Source organism: Streptomyces sp. 7R007, from assembly GCF_054850255.1.
The window spans coordinates 21,498-40,910 of the sequence record NZ_JBTWMV010000042.1 but is presented as its reverse complement, the minus strand read 5'-3'; the positions used below and the strand labels follow the sequence as shown (position 1 = coordinate 40,910).

At 74.1% G+C, this 19,413-nt stretch carries 11 protein-coding genes; 9 read left to right on the top strand and 2 right to left on the bottom strand.

The window, feature by feature from the left end; genetic code table 11:
• Positions 1-351: 351 nt before the first annotated feature.
• From ACYF6T_RS35090 to ACYF6T_RS35055, 8 genes are all read left to right on the top strand, one after another.
• Positions 352-4,422, top strand: a complete 4,071-nt coding sequence (locus ACYF6T_RS35090; RefSeq protein ID WP_461701645.1) for an FHA domain-containing protein — start codon at positions 352-354, stop codon at positions 4,420-4,422.
• A 196-nt stretch (positions 4,423-4,618) separates the two neighbouring features.
• The gene (locus ACYF6T_RS35085; protein WP_461701620.1) at positions 4,619-6,001 is read left to right on the top strand and encodes an ABC transporter substrate-binding protein; all 1,383 of its coding nucleotides are present in this window, start codon (positions 4,619-4,621) and stop codon (positions 5,999-6,001) included.
• 7 nt (positions 6,002-6,008) lie between these two features.
• Positions 6,009-7,349, top strand: coding sequence for a carbohydrate ABC transporter permease (locus ACYF6T_RS35080; protein ID WP_461701619.1), 1,341 nt, complete (start codon positions 6,009-6,011; stop codon positions 7,347-7,349).
• Positions 7,346-8,257 (top strand): carbohydrate ABC transporter permease, encoded by a 912-nt coding sequence (locus ACYF6T_RS35075; RefSeq protein WP_461701618.1) that lies wholly within the window; start codon positions 7,346-7,348, stop codon positions 8,255-8,257. The genes ACYF6T_RS35080 and ACYF6T_RS35075 overlap by 4 nt, the downstream gene beginning before the upstream one ends.
• Before the next feature lie 153 nt (positions 8,258-8,410).
• Positions 8,411-10,585: a bifunctional glycosyltransferase/CDP-glycerol:glycerophosphate glycerophosphotransferase gene (locus tag ACYF6T_RS35070; protein WP_461701617.1), complete on the top strand. Its 2,175-nt coding sequence runs from the start codon at positions 8,411-8,413 to the stop codon at positions 10,583-10,585.
• Positions 10,586-10,720: 135 nt separating this feature from the next.
• Positions 10,721-12,928, top strand: a complete 2,208-nt coding sequence (locus ACYF6T_RS35065) for a bifunctional glycosyltransferase/CDP-glycerol:glycerophosphate glycerophosphotransferase (protein ID WP_461701616.1) — start codon at positions 10,721-10,723, stop codon at positions 12,926-12,928.
• 1 nt (position 12,929) lies between these two features.
• Positions 12,930-15,161, top strand: a complete 2,232-nt coding sequence (locus ACYF6T_RS35060; RefSeq protein WP_461701614.1) for a bifunctional glycosyltransferase/CDP-glycerol:glycerophosphate glycerophosphotransferase — start codon at positions 12,930-12,932, stop codon at positions 15,159-15,161.
• Positions 15,162-15,203: 42 nt separating this feature from the next.
• Positions 15,204-16,778 (top strand): hypothetical protein, encoded by a 1,575-nt coding sequence (locus ACYF6T_RS35055; RefSeq protein WP_461701613.1) that lies wholly within the window; start codon positions 15,204-15,206, stop codon positions 16,776-16,778.
• A 15-nt stretch (positions 16,779-16,793) separates the two neighbouring features.
• On the opposite strand, the gene ACYF6T_RS35050 is transcribed toward ACYF6T_RS35055, so the two are convergent.
• Complete coding sequence (locus ACYF6T_RS35050; RefSeq protein ID WP_461701611.1) at positions 16,794-17,207, bottom strand: organic hydroperoxide resistance protein; 414 nt, start codon at positions 17,205-17,207, stop codon at positions 16,794-16,796.
• Positions 17,208-17,335: 128 nt separating this feature from the next.
• Between ACYF6T_RS35050 and ACYF6T_RS35045 the strand changes: the two genes are divergently transcribed.
• On the top strand, positions 17,336-17,797 hold the full coding sequence (locus ACYF6T_RS35045) for a MarR family winged helix-turn-helix transcriptional regulator (protein WP_461701610.1): 462 nt from the start codon (positions 17,336-17,338) through the stop codon (positions 17,795-17,797).
• Here ACYF6T_RS35045 and ACYF6T_RS35040 read toward each other — a convergent pair.
• Positions 17,757-19,352, bottom strand: a complete 1,596-nt coding sequence (locus ACYF6T_RS35040) for a glycosyltransferase family 39 protein (protein WP_461701608.1) — start codon at positions 19,350-19,352, stop codon at positions 17,757-17,759. The two genes, ACYF6T_RS35045 and ACYF6T_RS35040, sit on opposite strands and share 41 nt — an antisense overlap.
• Between the last annotated feature and the right edge of the window lie 61 nt (positions 19,353-19,413).

Genomic DNA, 19,413 nt, shown 5'->3' with positions numbered 1-19,413 from the left:
CACTGTAGTGCCGCCGCACCGGGCGGCATCCTGTCGACTTTCTGTGCCCGTTTCCGCACCGCTTCTGCGCCTCTTACGCAACGGATGCCGTACTTGTTCGAAGGAAAGACGCGCGACCCGGTCGGCCGGTTGCCGCGGGCGGACGTGACCGATCTCAAGTGATCGCGGGTGCGCTACTGGTCAGGCACTTTTGGGGGCAGAGGTGACCAATCAAGATCACTTGAGACCGGGGCATGGGCGTGTTGTCAGTGGCAGGTGCGAGGATGCCTGTCGTACCGGCCGACGTGCTCGTGCGGGGTGGGGAACAGTCCGCGCCCGCGCAGCCCCGCGCAGAAGGGACCGCTGACGGCGATGCAGATCCGGCTGACCGTCGTAGACCCGCTGGGCCCTTCCGACAGGGCGCCGGGCCGCACCGCGAGCCGCGACGTGCTGGTCACCGCCCCGGCGGGCACGGCCCTGGGCGCGGTGGCGTCGGCGCTGGCCTCGGCGGTCTCCGGTGAGGCGGCCGCCTCCGGGGGCCCGGTCGTGCTGTACGCGGGCGCGGAGCGCCTGGACGAGCGGCGCTGCACGCTCGGCGAGCCCCCGCTGATCGACGGCGCCGTGCTGTCCCTGGGCGCCCCGGCCGCGCCCGAACCACACCCCGAGCTGGACGACGCCCCCACCCAGCTGCACGTCGTCGCGGGCCCCGACGCCGGCGGCGTCCACCTCCTGCACGGCGGCGAGATCCGCATCGGCCGCTCCGCCGACGCCGACGTCCCCCTGGACGACCCGGACGTCTCCCGCCTGCACTGCGCCGTGACCGTGGCACCCGACGGCCGGGTCTCGGTGGCCGACCTCGGCTCGACGAACGGCACGACCCTGGACGGCACCCGCCTGACCACGCGCGCGGTGCGGTTCCCTCCGGGGGCGCTGCTGCGGATCGGCGAGTCGGCGCTGCGGCTTGCTCCGGCCGGGGGACCGGGGGCACGCGTGCGGACGGTGGCCGACGGGGAGGGGTGCGTACGGGTCGCCGCCGGCGGCAACCCGGGAGCGGGGGCCGCGGGCGACATTCCGGGCGACGACCGGACGGCCTCCGCGAGCCGACGGCCGGAGGGCCGTGCACCGTCCGAGGGGGGCCTGCCCGGACCGGCCGGCGTGCCCCACGCGCGCGTGGCGGACGGCGACGACCCGTACGCGGCCTCCCGGGGCGGCGGCCCCGCCCAGGGCGGCCACGTCTCCGCCGAGCCGCCGGTCGTGCCGGGGCAGGGCGGAGCACCCCGGATCGAGAGCAGCGCGACGGGCGGGCCGTCCGCGACGACCGGCGATACCCACGGCGGGCGCTTCGGAGCGCTGGGCCGCCCGTCGGCCGACGTCCCGTCCCGGGCCCCCTCGCCGGACCTCGCCGACGACGCGACGGCCCACGGCCCGGCGACCGACGACGCCCCGACGGGCACACGGGCGCGGGGCGGCGACGGCACCGGGGCGGAGGGCGAGCACGCGGGACGCGGAGACGCGCGGCTCCGGCACACCGCCGAGCCCGGGAGCGGCGACGGCTCGCGCTCCCGCGCGGCCCGGATCGACGCGGGCGGAGGACGCGAGGGGGCGCGGCTCCGGGGCCCCGTGGACACCGAGAGCGGCGGCGGCCGGCGCAAGGGCACGCCGCTTCGCGGTACGGACGTCCCGCAGGGGCTGCGCCGACGCGGTGGGCTCACGGCGTGGGCGCGGCGGTTGGCCGGGGGGCGGGGCGAGCAGGTCACGGCCGGGAGCGAGGCGTACGACGAGCAGGACGTGCCGGGCGGCACGGCGGCTCCCTCGGTCTTCGGCGCCCCGCAGGCGCCGGAGACCTGGCCGGACCCCGCGGCCCTGCTGCTGACGGCGCTCGGCCCGGGACCCCGGCTGTGGGAGCGCGGACCCGGTCACCCGGAGGCGCTCACCGTGCGGCTCGGGACGGCGGACCGGACGGCGCCGGACGGCTCCGGACTGCTGCCGGCCGTCCCCGTCACGGCGGACCTGCGCGAGGTCGGCGCGCTGGGGCTCGCGGGTCCGCGTGCCCGCCTCTCGGGGCTGGCCCGCGCGGTGGTGGCCCAGCTCGCCGCGCTGCACTCCCCCGAGTTGCTGGAAATCGTGCTGATCAGCGCGGACCGCTCCCGTTCCCTGGAGGAGCGCACCGCCGAGTGGTCCTGGCTCGGCTGGCTCCCCCACCTGCGCCCCGCGCACGGCCAGGACTGCCGCCTCCTCCTCGCCCACGACCGCGAACAGGCCACGGCCCGCACGGACGAACTCCTCCGCCGCCTGGAGGACCAGCTCACGGACCCCCGCGCCGCGACCCGAACGCCCCTGCGCACGGCCCGACCGGGCGCGATCCCCGCGGGCACTGCGGCCGGCTCCCGCCCCACCGACGCGCACGGCAGGCAGGCGACGGCCGACGCCTTCCACGGCACGGACCCGCACACCTCCAGGGGTATCCCGGCGCCAGAAGCCGCTTCCGGCACCGGGACGTACACCTCCGCGGACGGCACCACCCGCGCCGGCTCCGGTATGCCGCCCTCCGTCCGCGGTGCCGTTCGGCGGCCCTCCTGGGCCCGGGACGATGACGGCGGGGACGAGACCGGCGTCTTCGCGGGGCCGTACACCGTGCTCGTCGTCGACGGGGATCCCGGTGGGGCCGATGTGCGCGAGGCCGTGGCCCGGCTGGCGGCGGAGGGGCCGGTGGCCGGAATCCACGTCGTCTGCCTCGCCGAGACCCCGTCCGCCTCGCCCGTCTCGCCGGTGACGCAGACGTACGAGGCGGCCTGCGCGGTCGCCCCGGTGTTCCGGGAGTGCGGTGCGGTCGCCCTGCTGAGCGGCGACGTGGCGACGGCCCTGCGGCTGATGCGCGTGGCCCGCACCGGCCCGGGCACCACGCCTCCCGACGCCGCCGCTCCCTCCGGGCCCATATCCCCCGGCACCGTCGCCGCCGTGGACGCGGTCTCCCTCGCGTGGGCCGAGCGGTTCGCGCGTGCCCTCGCCCCGTTGCGGCCGGACGGCTCGTCCGCCGAGCGGCACCCCCGGGTGTCCGTGCCGCTGCCCCAAGCGGCGCGCCTGCTGGACGAGTTGGGGCTGGCCCGGGCCACCCCGGCCTCGTTGATGGCACGTTGGGCGGACGCCGCGGACGACACCGAGTCCCTCGGCGGGCGGGCGTGGGCCGTCCTCGGGGCCGGACCGCGCGGCCCGGTCTGCGCCGACCTCGCGGCGGACGGACCGCACCTGCTGATCGAGGGCCCGGCGGGCAGCGGCCGTACGGAGCTGCTGCGGGCCGTGGTCGCCTCGCTGGCCGCCGCCGAGCGTCCCGACCGGCTGGGCATCGTCCTGATCGACGGCCGCGACAGCGTGGGCACGGCCGCCGGCCACGGCGACGGCCTGCGCCCGTGCACGGACGTCCCGCACGTCACGACCCACCTCACCGCCAACGACCCCGTGCGGATGCGGGAGTTCGCCCAGTCCCTGACCGCGGAACTGAAACGCCGGGCCGAGTTGCTCGGCCGCGCCGACTTCACCGAGTGGCACACGAGCCGCGAGACGAACGGCCGCCTCGTCGCCCAGCGTCCGGCCCAGCGAGCCTCGACGACGCCACGCGGAATCTCCCGAGCGGCGGCCGCGGCGGGTACGGCGGGCGCGTCCGGGGCGACAGGCCCCTCCGGCACAGCGGCTCCCGCACGGGCGACGGGCCCGTCCCGAGCGCCCGGCGCCCCCGGATCGCCGGGATCATCCGCATCCCCGGGAACACACGCAGCACTCGGCACCTCCACCGGACTCGACGCCTCCGCCGGCCTCGGACGCGGGACCGCCGGCGTCCCCGCCACCCCCGGCGCCGCCGACCTCGACGCCCCGTCCAGTGCCACCCTGCGGCTGCGCCCCGCGGCGGCCAGGCGGCAGGCCGAAGCGCCCGCGCCGCTTCCCCGGCTCGTGGTGGTCGTGGACGATCTGGACGCCCTGGTCTCCCCCGCGCTGGGCTCGCCCGGCCGGCCGGCGGCGGGGTCGGTGATGCGGGCGCTGGAGGCCGTGGCCCGGGAGGGCGAGCGGCTCGGCGTGCACCTGGTCGCGGCGGCCGGCCCCGGCGGCCGTACGGCGGAGACGGAACCGTCCCGCAGGGCCGCGCTCCGCGTGACCCTGGACGCCCCGGGCACCGCACCGGAGGACCCGGCGCCCGGTCGCGGCCGGCTGACCTGGGCGGACGGCCGTACGACCGCGTTCCAGGGCGGCCGGGTCACGGGCCGCATCCCGCGCACGTCAACCCTGCGCCCCACGGTCGTCCCCCTGGAGTGGCACCGCATGGGCGATCCCCCGGCTCGCCGGCCGGTGCGCGAACTGGGCAACGGCCCCACGGACCTCGCCCTCCTCGCCAGCGCCCTGGAACGGGCCGCGCGGGAGGTCGCGGCGACCGAGGTGCCCTCGCTCCTGTAACCCCGTCCGGCGCTTTCTGGCACCCTCGTGCCCGTTCGCAGGCGTCGGCGCGCACACACCGGGCCCCTGGTCACGACGCGGTCACGATCCCCTACTTGACACAGAACGCACTCTTGCCGCCCCCCACCGGTCGGCGTAGACCAGATCGCACGGGACAGCGCTCGACGTTCGACGAAGATCGAAGAACGGGGCAGTGATGCGCAGCACGAGCAGCAAGAACCGGACACGCAGGGCCGCCAGGACCGCCGCCGCCCTCCTCTCAGGGGCGCTGGCTCTGGCGCTCGCCGGCTGCGGCGGCGACGACAACGGCAAGGACAACTCAGGAGGCGGAGGCAAGGAGACGGGCTCCACGGTCACCCTGCCCAAACTGAACGGCACCAGCCTGGAGGTCGCCGCCGTCTGGACCGGCGCGGAGCAGAAGAACTTCAAACAGGTCCTGTCGGAGTTCGAGAAGCGCACCGGCGCGAAGGTGACGTTCGTACCGGCCCAGGACCCGATCATCAACTTCCTCGGTTCGAAGATCGCGGGCGGCCAGCCCCCGGACGTCGCGCTGCTCCCGCAGCCGGGCGCCATCAAGCAGGCCGTGGACAAGAACTGGGCGAAGCCGCTGAGCGCCGACACCCAGTCGGAGCTGGCGAAGAACTACTCGCAGGGCTGGCAGGACATCGGCAAGGTCAACGGCAAGCAGTACGGCGCCTATTACAAGGCCGCCAACAAGTCGCTGATCTGGTACAACACCAAGGTCTTCGACAACGCGGGCGCCAAGGAGCCGAAGACCTGGCAGGAGTTGCTGACCACCGCGCAGGCGGTGTACGACTCCGGTGTCACGCCGTTCTCCGTCGCGGGCGCGGACGGCTGGCCGCTGACCGACTGGTTCGAGAACATCTACCTCTCCCAGGCGGGCCCGGACAAGTACGACCAGCTCGCCCAGCACAAGATCAAGTGGACGGACCCGTCCGTGAAGCAGGCCCTGACCACGCTCGCGCAGGTCTGGGGCAAGAAGGACTGGGTCGCGGGCGGCGGCAACGGCGCCCTGCAGACGTCGTTCACCGACTCCGTCACCAACACCTTCACCGGCGGCGACCAGCCGAAGTCGGCGATGGTCTACGAGGGCGACTTCGTGCAGGTCAACATCGGCCAGACCAAGGCGAAGGTCGGCACGGACGCCAAGGTGTTCCCGTTCCCGAAGGTCGGCGACACCGCCCCCGTGGTCACCGGCGGCGACGCGGCCGTCATCCTGAAGGACTCCAAGGGCGCGCAGGCCCTGGTGAAGTTCCTGGCCTCGCCGGACGCCGCGACGATCCAGGCGAAGCTGGGCGGTTACCTCTCGCCCAACAAGAACGTGCCGGACTCCGCGTATCCGAACGCGGTCCAGCAGAAGATCGCCAAGGCCCTGATCGACTCGGGCGACGACTTCCGCTTCGACATGTCCGACCAGGCCCCGCAGGCCTTCGGCGGCACGCCCGGCAAGGGCGAGTGGAAGGATCTCCAGGACTTCCTGAAGAACCCGACCGACGTGGCGGGCGCCCAGGCGAAGCTGGAGAAGGACGCGGCGGCGGCGTACGGCAGCGGGAGCTGATCCGGCGATGACGTCGGCCACGGCGGCAGGGGTGCCGGACACCCCTGCCGCTCCGAAGCGCAAGAGCGTGACCGGCACCCGCAGGACCGTGGCGGCGCTGTTCCTGCTGCCGGCCCTGGTGCTGCTGGGCGCGCTCGTGGTCTACCCGATCGGGTACTCGGTCGTCCGCAGCTTCTACGACTCCTCCGGTGACGGCTTCGCCGGATTCGACAACTACAAGGCGCTGTTCACCGACGACGGCATCCGCACCGCGCTGAAGAACAACGTCATCTGGGTGGTGTTCGCGCCGACGGGCGCCACCGCGCTCGGGCTGGTCTTCGCGGTGCTGACCGAACGGGTGCGCTGGGGAACGGCGTTCAAGCTGGTCGTCTTCATGCCGATGGCGATCTCCATGCTGGCCGCCGGGATCATCTTCCGGCTGGTGTACGACCAGGACCCGGACAAGGGCGTGGCGAACGCGGTGTGGGTGGGCATCCACGACACGTTCGCGCAGTCCTCGGCGTTCCCGAAGGCGCACCCGGGGCGTCAGTCGCCGCTCAGGCCCGACCACGGCGGGTACCTCACCTCGGCGACCGTGCACACCGGCCAGGTCGTCACCCTGCCCCTCGTCGGCGTCGCCCCCGACCAGATGCCCGACAGCGCCAAGAAGGCCGTGGCGGCGCAGCCGGAGGCGGGGAAGATCACCGGCACCACCTGGCAGGACTTCACGCGGGGCAAGGGCGTGGGCACGCTGGGCAAGCCCGACCCGTCGGAGCTGGGCTACGCCGGGATGAAGGTGGAGGCGGTCAAGGACGGCAAGGTGGTCGCGTCCGCCAAGGCCGCCGACGACGGCACCTTCACGCTGCCGGCCAAGGCGGACGGGGCTCGACTGCGCCTGCCGGCGAGCAACTTCAAGGAGCCGTACAACGGCGTCAACTGGCTGGGCCCGTCGCTGGTCACCCCGGCCATCATCGGGTCGTACATCTGGATGTGGGCGGGCTTCGCGATGGTGCTGATCGCGGCCGGGCTGGCCGGGGTGCCGCGCGAGCTGCTGGAGGCCGCCCGGGTCGACGGGGCGAGCGAGTGGCAGGTGTTCCGCAGGGTCACGGTGCCGCTGCTGGCGCCGGTCCTGGCCGTCGTCACCGTCACGCTGATGATCAACGTGCTGAAGATCTTCGACCTGGTCTTCATCATCGCCCCGGGCTCCTCCCAGGACGACGCGAACGTGCTCGCCCTGGAGCTGTACCGCAAGGGCTTCTCGGAGGACCAGCCGGGCATCGCGAGCGCCATCGCGGTGTTCCTGCTGCTGCTGGTGATCCCGGTGATGTGGTTCAACGTGCGCCGGCTGCGGCGGGAGGTACGGCGATGACGACGCATGCCGACAGTCTCCGCAAGGCGGCTCCGCCGGTCACCGCGGTGCGGGCCAGGCAGTCGCTGGGCTCCCGGCTGGCGGGCGGGGTCAGCGGCGGTCTGCTGCGGGTGTTCCTCATCCTCGTCGGCCTGTTCTGGCTGGTGCCGACCTTCGGGCTGCTGGTGTCCTCGCTGCGGGCGCCGGAGAACATCGGTGCCAACGGCTGGTGGAACGTCTTCTCCAAGCCCTCCGAGCTCACCTTCGACAGCTACCAGAAGCTGCTGGAGAACAGCGACATCACCAACTCCCTGGTGAACACGGTGCTGATCACCCTGCCGGCGACGATCCTGGTGGTGGTGATCGGCTCGCTGGCGGGCTACGCGTTCGCGTGGATGGAGTTCCCGGGCCGCGACTGGTGGTTCCTGGCCGTGGTCGGGCTGCTGGTGGTGCCGGTGCAGGTGGCGCTGATCCCGATCGCCGAACTCTTCGGTGACATCGGCCTGTTCGGGACGATCTTCGGGGTGATCCTGTTCCACACGGGCTTCGGGCTGCCGTTCGCGGTGTTCCTGTTGCGGAACTTCTTCGCGGAGATCCCCCGGGAGCTGCTGGAGGCGGGCCGGCTGGACGGCGCCGGTGAACTGCGCCTGTTCTTCCGGGTCGTGATGCCGCTGGGCGGGCCGGCGATCGCGAGCCTGGCCATCTTCCAGTTCCTGTGGGTGTGGAACGACATGCTGGTGGCGCTGGTGTTCACCAACGCCGACAGCCAGCCGATCACGGTCGCACTGCAGACGCAGGTACGGCAGTTCGGCAACAACGTCGACGTCCTGGCGCCCGGCGCGTTCATCTCCATGGTGATCCCGCTGATCGTCTTCTTCGCCTTCCAGCGGCAGTTCGTCTCCGGTGTGATGGCGGGGGCGGTCAAGTAGCCCGAAACCCAGACATAAGGGGGACGCCGTTCACCTGGCGTCCCCCTTATGACGTAGGAAACCGTAACCAAGTCACTCCATCGGCCGTTCCCGGGCAAGGTCCGGTCGTGACGCGACGGGGCCTACCACCCGCTGCGACCCATGGATGTCCCGTTGCCCAGGTTCAGTGTCATCGTCCCCGCGTACCAGGTTCAGGCGTACCTGCACGAATGCCTGGAATCGGTGCTGGCGCAGTCGTATCCGGATCTGGAGCTGATCGCCGTCGACGACTGCTCGCCGGACGGATCCGGCGCGATCATCGACGAGTTCGCGGCACGGGACACGCGGGTGCGGCCGGTGCACCTGGCCGCGAACCAGGGCCTGGGCCTCGCCCGCAACGCGGGAATCGCCCAGGCGAGCGGTGACTACCTGGTCTTCCTGGACGGCGACGACACCCTCACCCCGGACGCGCTGCGGGCGATCGCCGACCGGCTGAAGGAGACGGGCGAGCCGGACGTCCTGGTCTACGACTACGCGCGGGTCTTCTGGACCGGCGAGACGGTCCGCAACCAGGCGGCCGTGCAGCTCACCGAGCAGGGCCCGGCGCCCTTCCGGCTGGAGGACCGCCCGGGCCTGCTGCACCTGCTGATGGTGGCCTGGAACAAGGCGTACCGGCGGGAGTTCGTCGAGCGCGCGGCCCTCTCCTTCCCGCCGGGCTACTACGAGGACACGCCGTGGACGTTCCCGGCGCTGATGGCCGCGGACTCCCTCGCCACCCTCGACCGGGTGTGCGTGCACTACCGCCAGCGCCGGCAGGGCAACATCCTCGGCACGACCAGCCGCCGGCACTTCGACGTCTTCGAGCAGTACGACCGCGTCTTCGCCTACGTCGACCACCACCCCGAACTGGCCCGCTGGCGCCCGGTGTTGTTCCGCCGCATGGTCGACCACCTGGCCGTCGTCTTCACCCGCCCCGGCCGGCTGCCGCGCGAGGCCCGCGCCGAGTTCCTGCGCAAGGCCCGCGCCCACTACCGCCGTTACCGCGTCACCGGCACCCGGGTCCTGCCGCGCCACCTGCTGATCCGCTGGGGCCTGTACCGCACCTACCGCGCCCTGCGGTCGGCCGCCGCCCTGCACCGCGCCGCGACCGGGCTCACCGCACGCCTGCGCGGCGCCGTCCGCTCGGCCGCCCTGCGGCTGCACTACCGCCTCCAGCGCCGCCTCCCGCTGCGCGCCGACCGCGCGGTGTTCACCACCCGCGCCGGCAACCCGGGCGCCCTGGAGGAGGCGTTCCGCTCCTTCGCCCCGCACCTGCGCACGGCCTGGCTCCCCCGCCCCGGCACGGCCGCCTACTGGACGGCCCTGGCCCGCTCCAGGTACCTCGTCGCCGACCGCCCCTTCGAACCCCGCCTGGTCAAGCGCCCCGGCCAGGTCCTGATCCAGACCCACCGCGGCACCCCCCTCGGGCACACGGGCCTCGACCTCCAGGAACGCCCGGCCGCGGCCCGGGACACGGACTTCGCCCGGCTCCTGGACGACGTCGACAAGTGGGACTACGTCCTGTCGGCCAACCGCCACTCCACCCTCACCTGGGAACGCGTCCACCCCGGCCGCTACACCACGCTCGAATACGGCCACCCCCGCAACGACGTGTTCCACAAGGCCACTTCGGCGGACGTGACCCGCCTGCGCGAGACGCTCGGCGTCCCCGAGGGCACGGTGGCGCTGCTGTACGCGCCCGCCCGCCGCGACTACCGCCGCACCCAGCGCTCCCCCCTCGACCTGGAGCGCCTGCTGCGCCGCCTGGGCCCCGGCTTCACCGTCCTGGCCCGCGTCCACGGCCCCGTGCCGCAGGGCCCCGGGATCATCGACGTCACCGGCCACCCGAGCCTGGAGGAGCTCTGCCTCGCCTCCGACGCCCTGGTCACGGACTACGCGTCGGTCATGTTCGACTACGCCGGCCTGGACCGGCCGATCGTGATCCTCGCCGACGACTGGGAGGCGTACGAGGCCTCCCGCGGCGTCTACTTCGACCTGCGCTCCTTCCCGCCGGGCGCGGTCGCCCGCAGCGAGGACGAACTGACCGACATCTTCGCCACCGGCCACTGGCGCGGCTCCCGCTCGGCCCAGCTGCGCGCCGCGTTCCGCGAGCGGTTCTGCCCGTACGACGACGGACGCGCCGCCGAACGCGTCGTCCGCCGGGTGGTGCTGGGCGAGACGGAGCTGCCGCCGGTCGTCCCGCTCGCCGACCGCCACCCGGTGCCCGCCCCGGCCGCGCGCCTCGCGCGCTCCCCGCAGACCACCGTGCCGCAACCGTCCGGCCCCCTGACCGTCACCGACAGCCTCTGAACGCCGTTCTCACCTTGGGGAGTTCGCATGCCCTCCAGTCCGTCCCGGCCCACCCCGAGCCGGCCCTCCACCTGGCGTCCGGCGGGACGGCCGGGCCGCTGACGCGCCCCCTCGACCATCGACAGAAAGATCAGAATGCCCCGCTTCAGCATCATCGTCCCGTCCCATGGGGTCGCGGGCCGGCTGTCCCAGGCGCTGGACTCCGTCCTCGCGCAGTCCTACGGCGACTTCGAGCTGATCCCGGTCTGTGACGCGCCGGACGCGCCCGCGGCGGACGTGGCCGCCGGGTACGCCGGGCGGGACTCCCGGGTGGCCCCGGTGCACTCGCCGCCGTCGGCCGGGCTGGCCGGGGCGCGCAACGCCGGGATGCGGGCGGCGACCGGCGCGTACGTGCTGTTCCTCGACGGCGACGACACGCTCGTGCCGGGCGCGCTGGCGGCGCTGGAGGCGCGGCTGCGCGAGACCGGCGACGTGGACGTCCTGTACGCCGAGCACGAGCGCGTCCCGTGGTGGGAGGGCGAGCCGACCAACCCGGCCGCGCCGCTGTGGCCGGCGAAGACGCCGGCCGGCGCCTTCCACCCCGACCAGGCCCCGCAGCTGACCGGCGTGCAGCTCCCGGCGTTCGGCGCCGCCTACCGGCGGGCGTTCCTGGCCGACCACCAACTGGGCTTCCCCGGCGGTCACTTCACCGACGTCGGCTTCGGGGGCCTGGTCGCGCTGCGGGCCGAGAAGGCGGCGGTGCTGCGCGAGGTCGTCGTACGGCATCTCGTGCGCCGCCAGGGCAGCCGGCTGAACCTGCCCGGCGAGCACCACTTCGAACTCCTCGACCAGGCCGACCTGGTGCTCACCCGCGCGGCCGAACTGGGCCTGCCCGAGGAGCGGTTGTCGCCGCTGTTCGAGCAGCTCTTCGCCGCGATCCTCAAGACCGCCGCGCACCCCAGGCGGCTCACGGGCCGGCGCCGGGCCTTCTTCCGGCGGGCGGGCCGGCTCTACCGGCGCCACCGCCCGGCCGGCTTCCGGGCGCCGGCCGGCCGCCTCGGCGTCCAGCACCGGCTGCTGGCGACCGGCGCGTACGCGGCCTTCCGCGCCCTGCGCGGCACCAGCCGGGCGGCGACCCGGGCCGTGGAGCGGCTGCCCCGCCCCCGCGGCCTGCGCACCCGCCTGCACTACGCCCGCGCCCTGCGCCGCCCCCTGGACCCCGACCTGGCGGTGTACTGCGCCTACTGGGGCCGCGGCTACACTTGCAACCCGGCCGCCATCCACGCCAAGGCCCGCGAACTGGCCCCGCACATCCGCTCGGTGTTCCTGGTCGAGGCCGACCAGGCGCACACCGTGCCGGAGGGCGTCGAGTACGCCGTCATCGGCAGCCGCGCGTACTGGGACGTGCTCGCCCGTGCCACGTACCTCGTCAACAACGCCAACTTCGCGGACGCGGTCGTCAAACGCCCCGGCAGCGTCCACATCTCGACGCAGCACGGCACCCCGCTGAAGAAGATGGGCGTCGACCAGGCGGCGTACCCCGTGGTCGCGGCGGCCACCGGCAGCTTCGCCAAGCTGCTGGCCCGGGTGGACCGCTGGGACTACAACCTCAGCTCCAACCGGCACTCGACCGAGATGTGGGAGCGGGCGTTCCCGGCGGCCCACGAGACGCTCGAATACGGCTATCCGCGCAACGACGTCTACTACACGGCGACCGCCGACGACGTGATCCGCGTCCGGCGCGAGCTGGGCGTCCCGGAGGGGAAGACGGCGGTCCTGTACGCGCCCACGCACCGCGACTACCACACCGGCTTCGAGACGGGCCTGGACCTGGAGGCCTTCTGCGAACAGGCCGGCGAGGACGTGGTCGTGCTGCTGCGCGCCCACTACTTCTACGACCGGGGCGGCGCGCGGAACACCGGCCGGATCATCGACGTCACCTCGCACCGCAGCGCCGAGGACGTGTGCCTGGCGGCCGACGCGCTGATCACCGACTACTCGTCGATCATGTTCGACTACGCCAACCTGGACCGGCCGATCGTCGTGTACGCGGACGACTGGGACGTCTACCGGGAGACCCGGGGCGTGTACTTCGACCTGATGGAGAGCCCGCCCGGCGCGGTGGCCACGACGCCCGGGGAGCTGGCGGCCGTCTTCCGCGACGGCACCTGGAGGGGGCCGGAGGCGACGGCGGCGCGGGCCGCGTTCCGGGAGCGCTTCTGCGGCTTCGACGACGGGCGCGCCGCCGAGCGCGTCGTGCGCCGGGTCTTCCTCGGCGAGCCGCCGGACGCGATCCCGCCCGTGCTGCCGCTCGCCGAGCGCGTTCCCGCCCCCGCCGCCGCGACGACCCTCGCAAGGAGCTGACGTGCCCCGCTTCAGCATCATCGTCCCCGTCTTCAAGGTGCAGGGCTATCTGCGCGAGTGCCTCGACTCGGTGCTCGGACAGTCCTACGGCGACTTCGAGGTGATCGCCGTCGACGACCTCTCGCCCGACGGCTGCGGCGCGATCCTCGACGAGTACGCCGGGCGCGACCCGCGCGTGCGGGTGCTGCACCTGCCGGAGAACGTCGGCCTGGGCCGGGCCCGCAACGCCGGTCTCGCGCTGGCCACCGGCGACTACGTCCTCTTCCTCGACAGCGACGACGCCTACACGCCGGGCCTGCTGGCCGCCGTCGCCGAGCGCCTCCAGGGCGCCGGCGAGCCGGACATCCTGGTCTTCGACCACGTCCGCACGCACTGGTGGGGCCGGGGCGGGCGCAGCGACTCCGCGGACCTGCTGGCGGCGGCGGGCCTGGACACCTTCACCCTGCGCGAGAGCCCCCAGTACGTCCATCTGTTCCTGGTCGCCTGGAACAAGGCGTACCGGCGCGCCTTCTTCCAGGAGCACGGGCTGCAGTACGCGCCGGGTCTGTACGAGGACGCGCCGGTCACCTACCGCTCGATGGTCCTCGCCGGGCGCATCGCCTGCCTGGACCGCATCGGCGTGGAGTACCGGCAGCGCCGGCAGGGCGCGATCACCAAGACGCCGGGGCGGCGGCACTTCGACATCTTCCCCCAGTACGAGGGCCTGTTCGCGTTCCTGGAGGAGCGCGACGACCTGGCGTGGGCCCGTCCGCTGCTGTTCGAGCGGGCCCTGGACCACATGCTGTACGTGATCGCCCGCGAGGACCGGGTGACCGCGAAGGACCGCCCGGACTTCTACCGCGAGATCCGCGCCTTCCACCGCCGCCACCTCCCGCCCGGCTTCACCCCGCCGGACGGTCCGCGCGGCACCGAGATGCGCCTGCTGGCGTCGGCGCCCTACGCCTCGTACGCGCTGCTGCGGGGCTGGCGCGGTACGCGCACCCTGGCGGGCAGGGGCGGGCGGCGCATCGGCCGGGCGGTGTCGGGCAGGGCCCGACAGGCGCTCCACACCGCCCAGTCGAGGCTGCCGCTCGATCCGCACCTCGCCGTCTACTCCGCCAACCACCACCGCGTGCCCTCCGGCGACCCGGCCGCCATCCACGCCAAGGCCCGCGAACTCGCCCCGCACATCCGCGGGGTGTGGGTGGTGCGCGAGGACGCGGTGGACGCGCTGCCGCCGGGCGTCGAGTACGTGACGCCGGGCTCGGCGCGCTATCACGCGGTCATGGCCCGGGCGACGTACTGGGTGAACGACGTCAACTGGCCCGGCAGCCTGGCCAAACGGCCCGGCAGCGTGCACGTGCAGACCCACCAGGGCACCCCGCTGAAGTACATGGGCGCCGACCTGCTGACCAAGCCGGGTGCCCGGCACGGCTTCAGCGTGCCGCAGATGCTGCGCCGCGCCGACCGCTGGGACTACAGCCTGGTCGCCAACCGCCACTCCGAGCTGGTGTGGGAGCGGGCGTACCCCTGTCACTTCACCTCGCTGCGGACCGGCAGCCCCCGCAACGACGTCCTGGTCAACGCGCCCGCGGACAGGGGCCGTTCGGTGCGCGAGCGGCTGGGCGTCCCGGACGGCGACACGGTCGTCCTGTACGCGCCCACCCGTCGCGACTACCGGCGCGGCGGTCACGTCGACCGGATCGACCTGGCCCGCTTCGCCGCGGACCTGGGCCCCGGCCACACCCTCGTCGTCCGCCTGCACCCCTCCCTCGCCGCCGGCCCGGCCCGCGGTCTCGGCCTCGCCGACCTGCACCGGCGCGGCGTCCTGGTCGACGCGACCGACGAACCGCACGTCGAGGACGTGCTGCTCGCGGCCGACGTGCTGGTCACCGACTACTCGGCCGTGATGTTCGACTACGCCAACCTGGACCGCCCGATCGTGATCCACGCCGACGACTGGGGCGCGTACGCGGCCAGCCGGGGCGCCTACTTCGACATCACCGCCGACGCGCCGGGCCATGTCTCGCGCTCCTACCGGGAGTTGGCGCGGCTGTTCGCCTCAGGCGGCTGGCGGGACGAGGAGTCGGCGCGGCTGCGGGCCGCGTTCCGGGAGCGGTTCTGCGAGTTCGACGACGGGCGGGCGGCGGAGCGGGTGGTGCGGACGGTGCTGCTGGGCGAGCGTCCGCCCGGGCCGGAGGGCTCCCCCGCCATCCCGGCCCCCGCCACCGGTCGGGCTCACTCGTTGAGGTGACGGTCCGCCGTTCCGGCACTCGTGGCGGGAAACATACGGCCCATGTCCAAGACCCTCCCGAGCGCCGACGTCCTCGTCCGGCGGACCCTGCGCGGCGCGACGGCGCTGCGCGGCGGCCGCGCCTGGCACCCCGGTCCGTACCAGGTCTTCGGCGGCCTGTTCTGGCTGGTGCTGACGCTGGCGTTCTGGCGGATTCCGCTGTGCTGCGACGCCGGTCAGCACGCGGCGGTCATCGAGCGGCTCAGGGCGGACCTGCTGCACCCGGCGCACTCCATGGCGGACCTGCCGGGCGCGGGCAGCCCGTACTACGGCCCGTACGCCGTCGTCCAGGCCCTCTTCGCGCGGCTGACGGGCCTGTCGGGCTGGGCGGTCCTCAGGATCGCCGGGCCCCTGCACCTGGTCCTGCTCCTGACGGGCGTGGGCCGTTTCGTGCGCACCCTCACCGACCGCCCGTGGGCGCCGGTGCTCGCGGTGCCCGCGATGACGCTGCTGTGGGGCACCGAGCGGCTGCTGTGGAGCGGCTACCTCGGGCTGATGTCGCTGACGACGAACATCAGCTACCCGTCCGCGTTCGCGATCGGGCTGACCTTCTGGGCGTGGGCGCTGACGGCCACGCGCGCGGCCGAGCGCGAGGCGCCGGTCCGCTACGTCGGTCCGAGCGGCCTGGGCGGCTGGTGGGGGTATGCGGGGACCGGCGCCCTGTACGCCCTGATCCTGCTCGTGCATCCGGTCACGGCGGTCTCCGCGGTGGTCGGGGCGGTGGCGATCGTCGCGGCCCGGCAGCGGGGGTGGACGGGTCCGCTGGTCGCACGCTGGGCGGTGGCGGGCGCGGCGGCGCTCGCGGTGGCCGTCGTCTGGCCGTACTACGACGTGCTGTCGCTGGGCGGCGACTCCGGCATGGACTGGATGCACCGGCGGCTCTACGAGCACCTGGCCGGGAACTCCTGGCTGGCGCTGATCGGGGCGCCGGCGCTGTGGTGGCGGGCCCGGGGCACGGCGGGACGCGACCCGCTGCTGCTGATGTTCGCGCTGGAGAGCCTGGTGCTGGCGTACGGCTGGCTGAGCGGGCACTACACCTACGGCCGTGTCCTGTGGGCGGTGCTGGTGCCGCTGCAGTTCGCGCTCGCGGTGGAGCTGGCGGCGCCCCGGCCGTGGGGGGCGTTCCGGAAGGTGCTGGGCGGGGCCGCGGTGGTGTGGGCGTGCGTGGGGTTCTGCACGGTGCAGGGCGGGGCGGTGGTGCCGCGGGCCCTGGACCCGGTGGGGCTGGACCAGCCGCCGCGCTGGCCGTCGTACGACTGGGCGGCGCGGTACGTCAGGCGCGGCGAGGTGGTGCTCACCGACGGCTACCAGGCCGCCCATCTCATCGCCGGGTACGGGCCGAACCTCGCCGCGCCGATCTGGCCCGACCCGGCGCTGGACGAACGCGAGCGCAGGCGACGGTCGGCCGACGTGCGCGCCTACTTCGCGCCGGACGCCACCCGCGCCGAGCGGGAGGCGGTGGTCCGCCGCTACCACGTCCGCTGGCTGCTGCTGACGCGACGGCAGCCGGTGCCGCCGGAGGCGGTGGTGGTGACGTGGAGCGGGCGGACGGGGGAGGTGCTGGCGCGGGTGCGCTGAGTCCTGCCGGACCGGCTACTCGATGACGAGGTCGACGTCGATGTTGCCGCGGGTGGCGTTGGAGTACGGGCAGACCTGGTGGGCGGTCTCGACGAGCTTGCGGCCGGTCTCCTGGTCGACGGTGTCGGGCAGTTCGACGCGCAGCGTCACCTTCAGGCCGAAGCCCTCGCCCTGCTTGCCTATGCCGACCTCGGCGGTGACGGCCGCGTCGCTGACGTCGACCTTGGCCTGGCGGCCGACGAGGCCGAGCGCGCTGCCGAAGCAGGCGGCGTAACCGGCGGCGAACAGCTGCTCCGGGTTGGTGCCCTCGCCGTTGCCGCCCAGTTCCACCGGCGGGGCCAGCTTGACGTCGATCTTGCCGTCGTTGGTGAAGGCCCGGCCGTCACGGCCGTGGGTGGCGGTGGCGACAGCGGTGTAGAGCGCGTCCATGGGAAACCGTCCCTCTCGAAGTCGGTGCGTGGTCCGGCGGCGCTTCCGGCGGCCGCCTCACGACCACAAGTAGAGCACACAATTCAATTGCACACAACTAAATGGGGAACAAGAGCTACCCTGGAGGCATGAGTACGCCGCCTGCCACCGACTGGCTCCGCCTGGACCAGCAGATCTGCTTCTCCCTGAACGCCGCGTCGCGCGCCTTCGGCGGTGTCTACCGGGTGATCCTCAAGGACCTCGGGCTCACCTATCCGCAGTACCTGGTGATGCTGGTGCTGTGGGAGCACGGCGAGCTGCCGGTCAAGAAGCTCGGCGAGCACCTGCGGCTCGACTCCGGCACGCTCTCCCCGCTGCTCAAGCGCCTGGAGACGGCCGGTCTGGTACGCCGTGAGCGCAGCGCCCGCGACGAGCGTTCGGTGGAGGTACGGCTCACCGACGAGGGCGTCGCCCTGCGCGAGCGCGCGCTGCAGGTACCGCGCCGCATCGTCGCCGCGACCGGTTTCGACGCCGACGAGATCCGCGCACTGCGGGCCCGCCTCGACGAACTCACCGTGGCGCTGGACGCGGCCGCGGCGGAGGGGCCGTGACGGTGGGGCGCGGCGGACCCGGCTGCGCCGGAGAGCCCGTCAGGGCGGCGCGGCGGACGTAGAGACGCAGGGCGACGCGTCCGCTGACGTACTCCTGGCCGGGCGTGAACCGCCTTTGCAGGGCGGCCAGTTTGAGCCGGTCGGTCGGATCGCCCGGCGCGTGCAGGGCCCGGGTGTCGGCCACGACCCACACGCGGTCCGCGGAGGCGAGCCGGCGCCGCAGTTCCCGCGGGAGCTCGCGGGGCGGCGTCTCGCGCCCGCTGAGCGTGCCGGACCGCGGTCCCGGCTCCCGCAGCGCGATGTCGCGCGCCGCGCGGAAGGCCCGCGGATAGGTCAGCGCGGTGAGCCGCCAGACCGACGGCACGAACAGCACGGGATCGCCGGGACGGATCTCCCGTGCGGCGAGCGCGGAGACGGCGGCGAGATTCTCGGGGCGGTGGGCCGGGGAGCGGTCCTGGCGGTAGAGGGGGAGCGCGTGGAGGAAGACGAGGGCGATGGCGAGGGCGCCGGCGAGGACGGGGAGGCGGGACAGGCGGAGGTGACCGTGGGAGGCGCCATTGGGCAGGGCGTCGAGGGCGGCCACGCGACGCCCCCGTCGCAGCAGCCCCACCGCCCACTCCCCTCCCGCCGCCACCAGCAGCGGCGCCCCCGCCAGCGCGTACAGCACGTACCGTTCGTGGTACAGCGGCCGCACCTGGGACACGGCCATCAGCACCCCCGGCGGCACCACCAGCAACGGCCCCGCGACCACCGCGACCCGCCGCCCCGCCACCGCACCCACCGCCATGAGCACCACCGCGGCCCAGAACACCACCCCCCTCGGCGCCACGGCGAAATCCCGCGCCAGCGCCTCCACCCGCCCCCAGCCCGGCACCGCCAGCCACGCCACCTGCCCCGACTGCCGCCGCGACACCCACACCAGCGGCGCCAGCGCGGCCCCCGCCGCCGTCACCGCGCACCCCCACCCGAGCCACACCCGCCGCGACGCCCGGCACAGCACCAGCGTCACCGCGTGCGCGCACACCACCAGCACCGCCAGCTCGTGCAGCAGACAGGACACGGCCAGGACACCGCCGTACCCCCACCACCGCCCCCGCCCCTCCACGCCCCGCACCAGCAGCAGCGTCGCCCCGGCCACCCCCGCCGCGACCAGGGCGTACGAACGGCCCTCCTGGGCGTAGTGCCCGGTCAGCGGCGTGACCGCGTACAGCAGACCAGCCCACAGACCCACCCGGGGCCGGGCGAGCCGCACCCCGAGCGCCGCGACCAGACCGGCCGCGGCGGCGGCACCGCACACCGAGGGCAGACGCAGGACGACCTCGCCGGGGTGGACGGCGAGGACGGCGTGCATGAACAGGTAGTACAGGCCGTGCACCGCGTCCATGCCATGCAGCAACCGCCAGATCTGCGGCACGGACCGCCGGCCCACCAGATAGGTGACGCTCTCGTCGCCCCACATGCCCCCGCGGTCGAGCCCCCACAGTCCCACCGCCGACATCACGGCCGTGGGCACCGCCACGGCCACCACGCCCTCGCGTCTGCCCTTTCTCTCCACCCGCCCGATTGTGTGCTGTTAGCACCCTCCTACCGCCGACCGACGCGCCGCTACCACACGC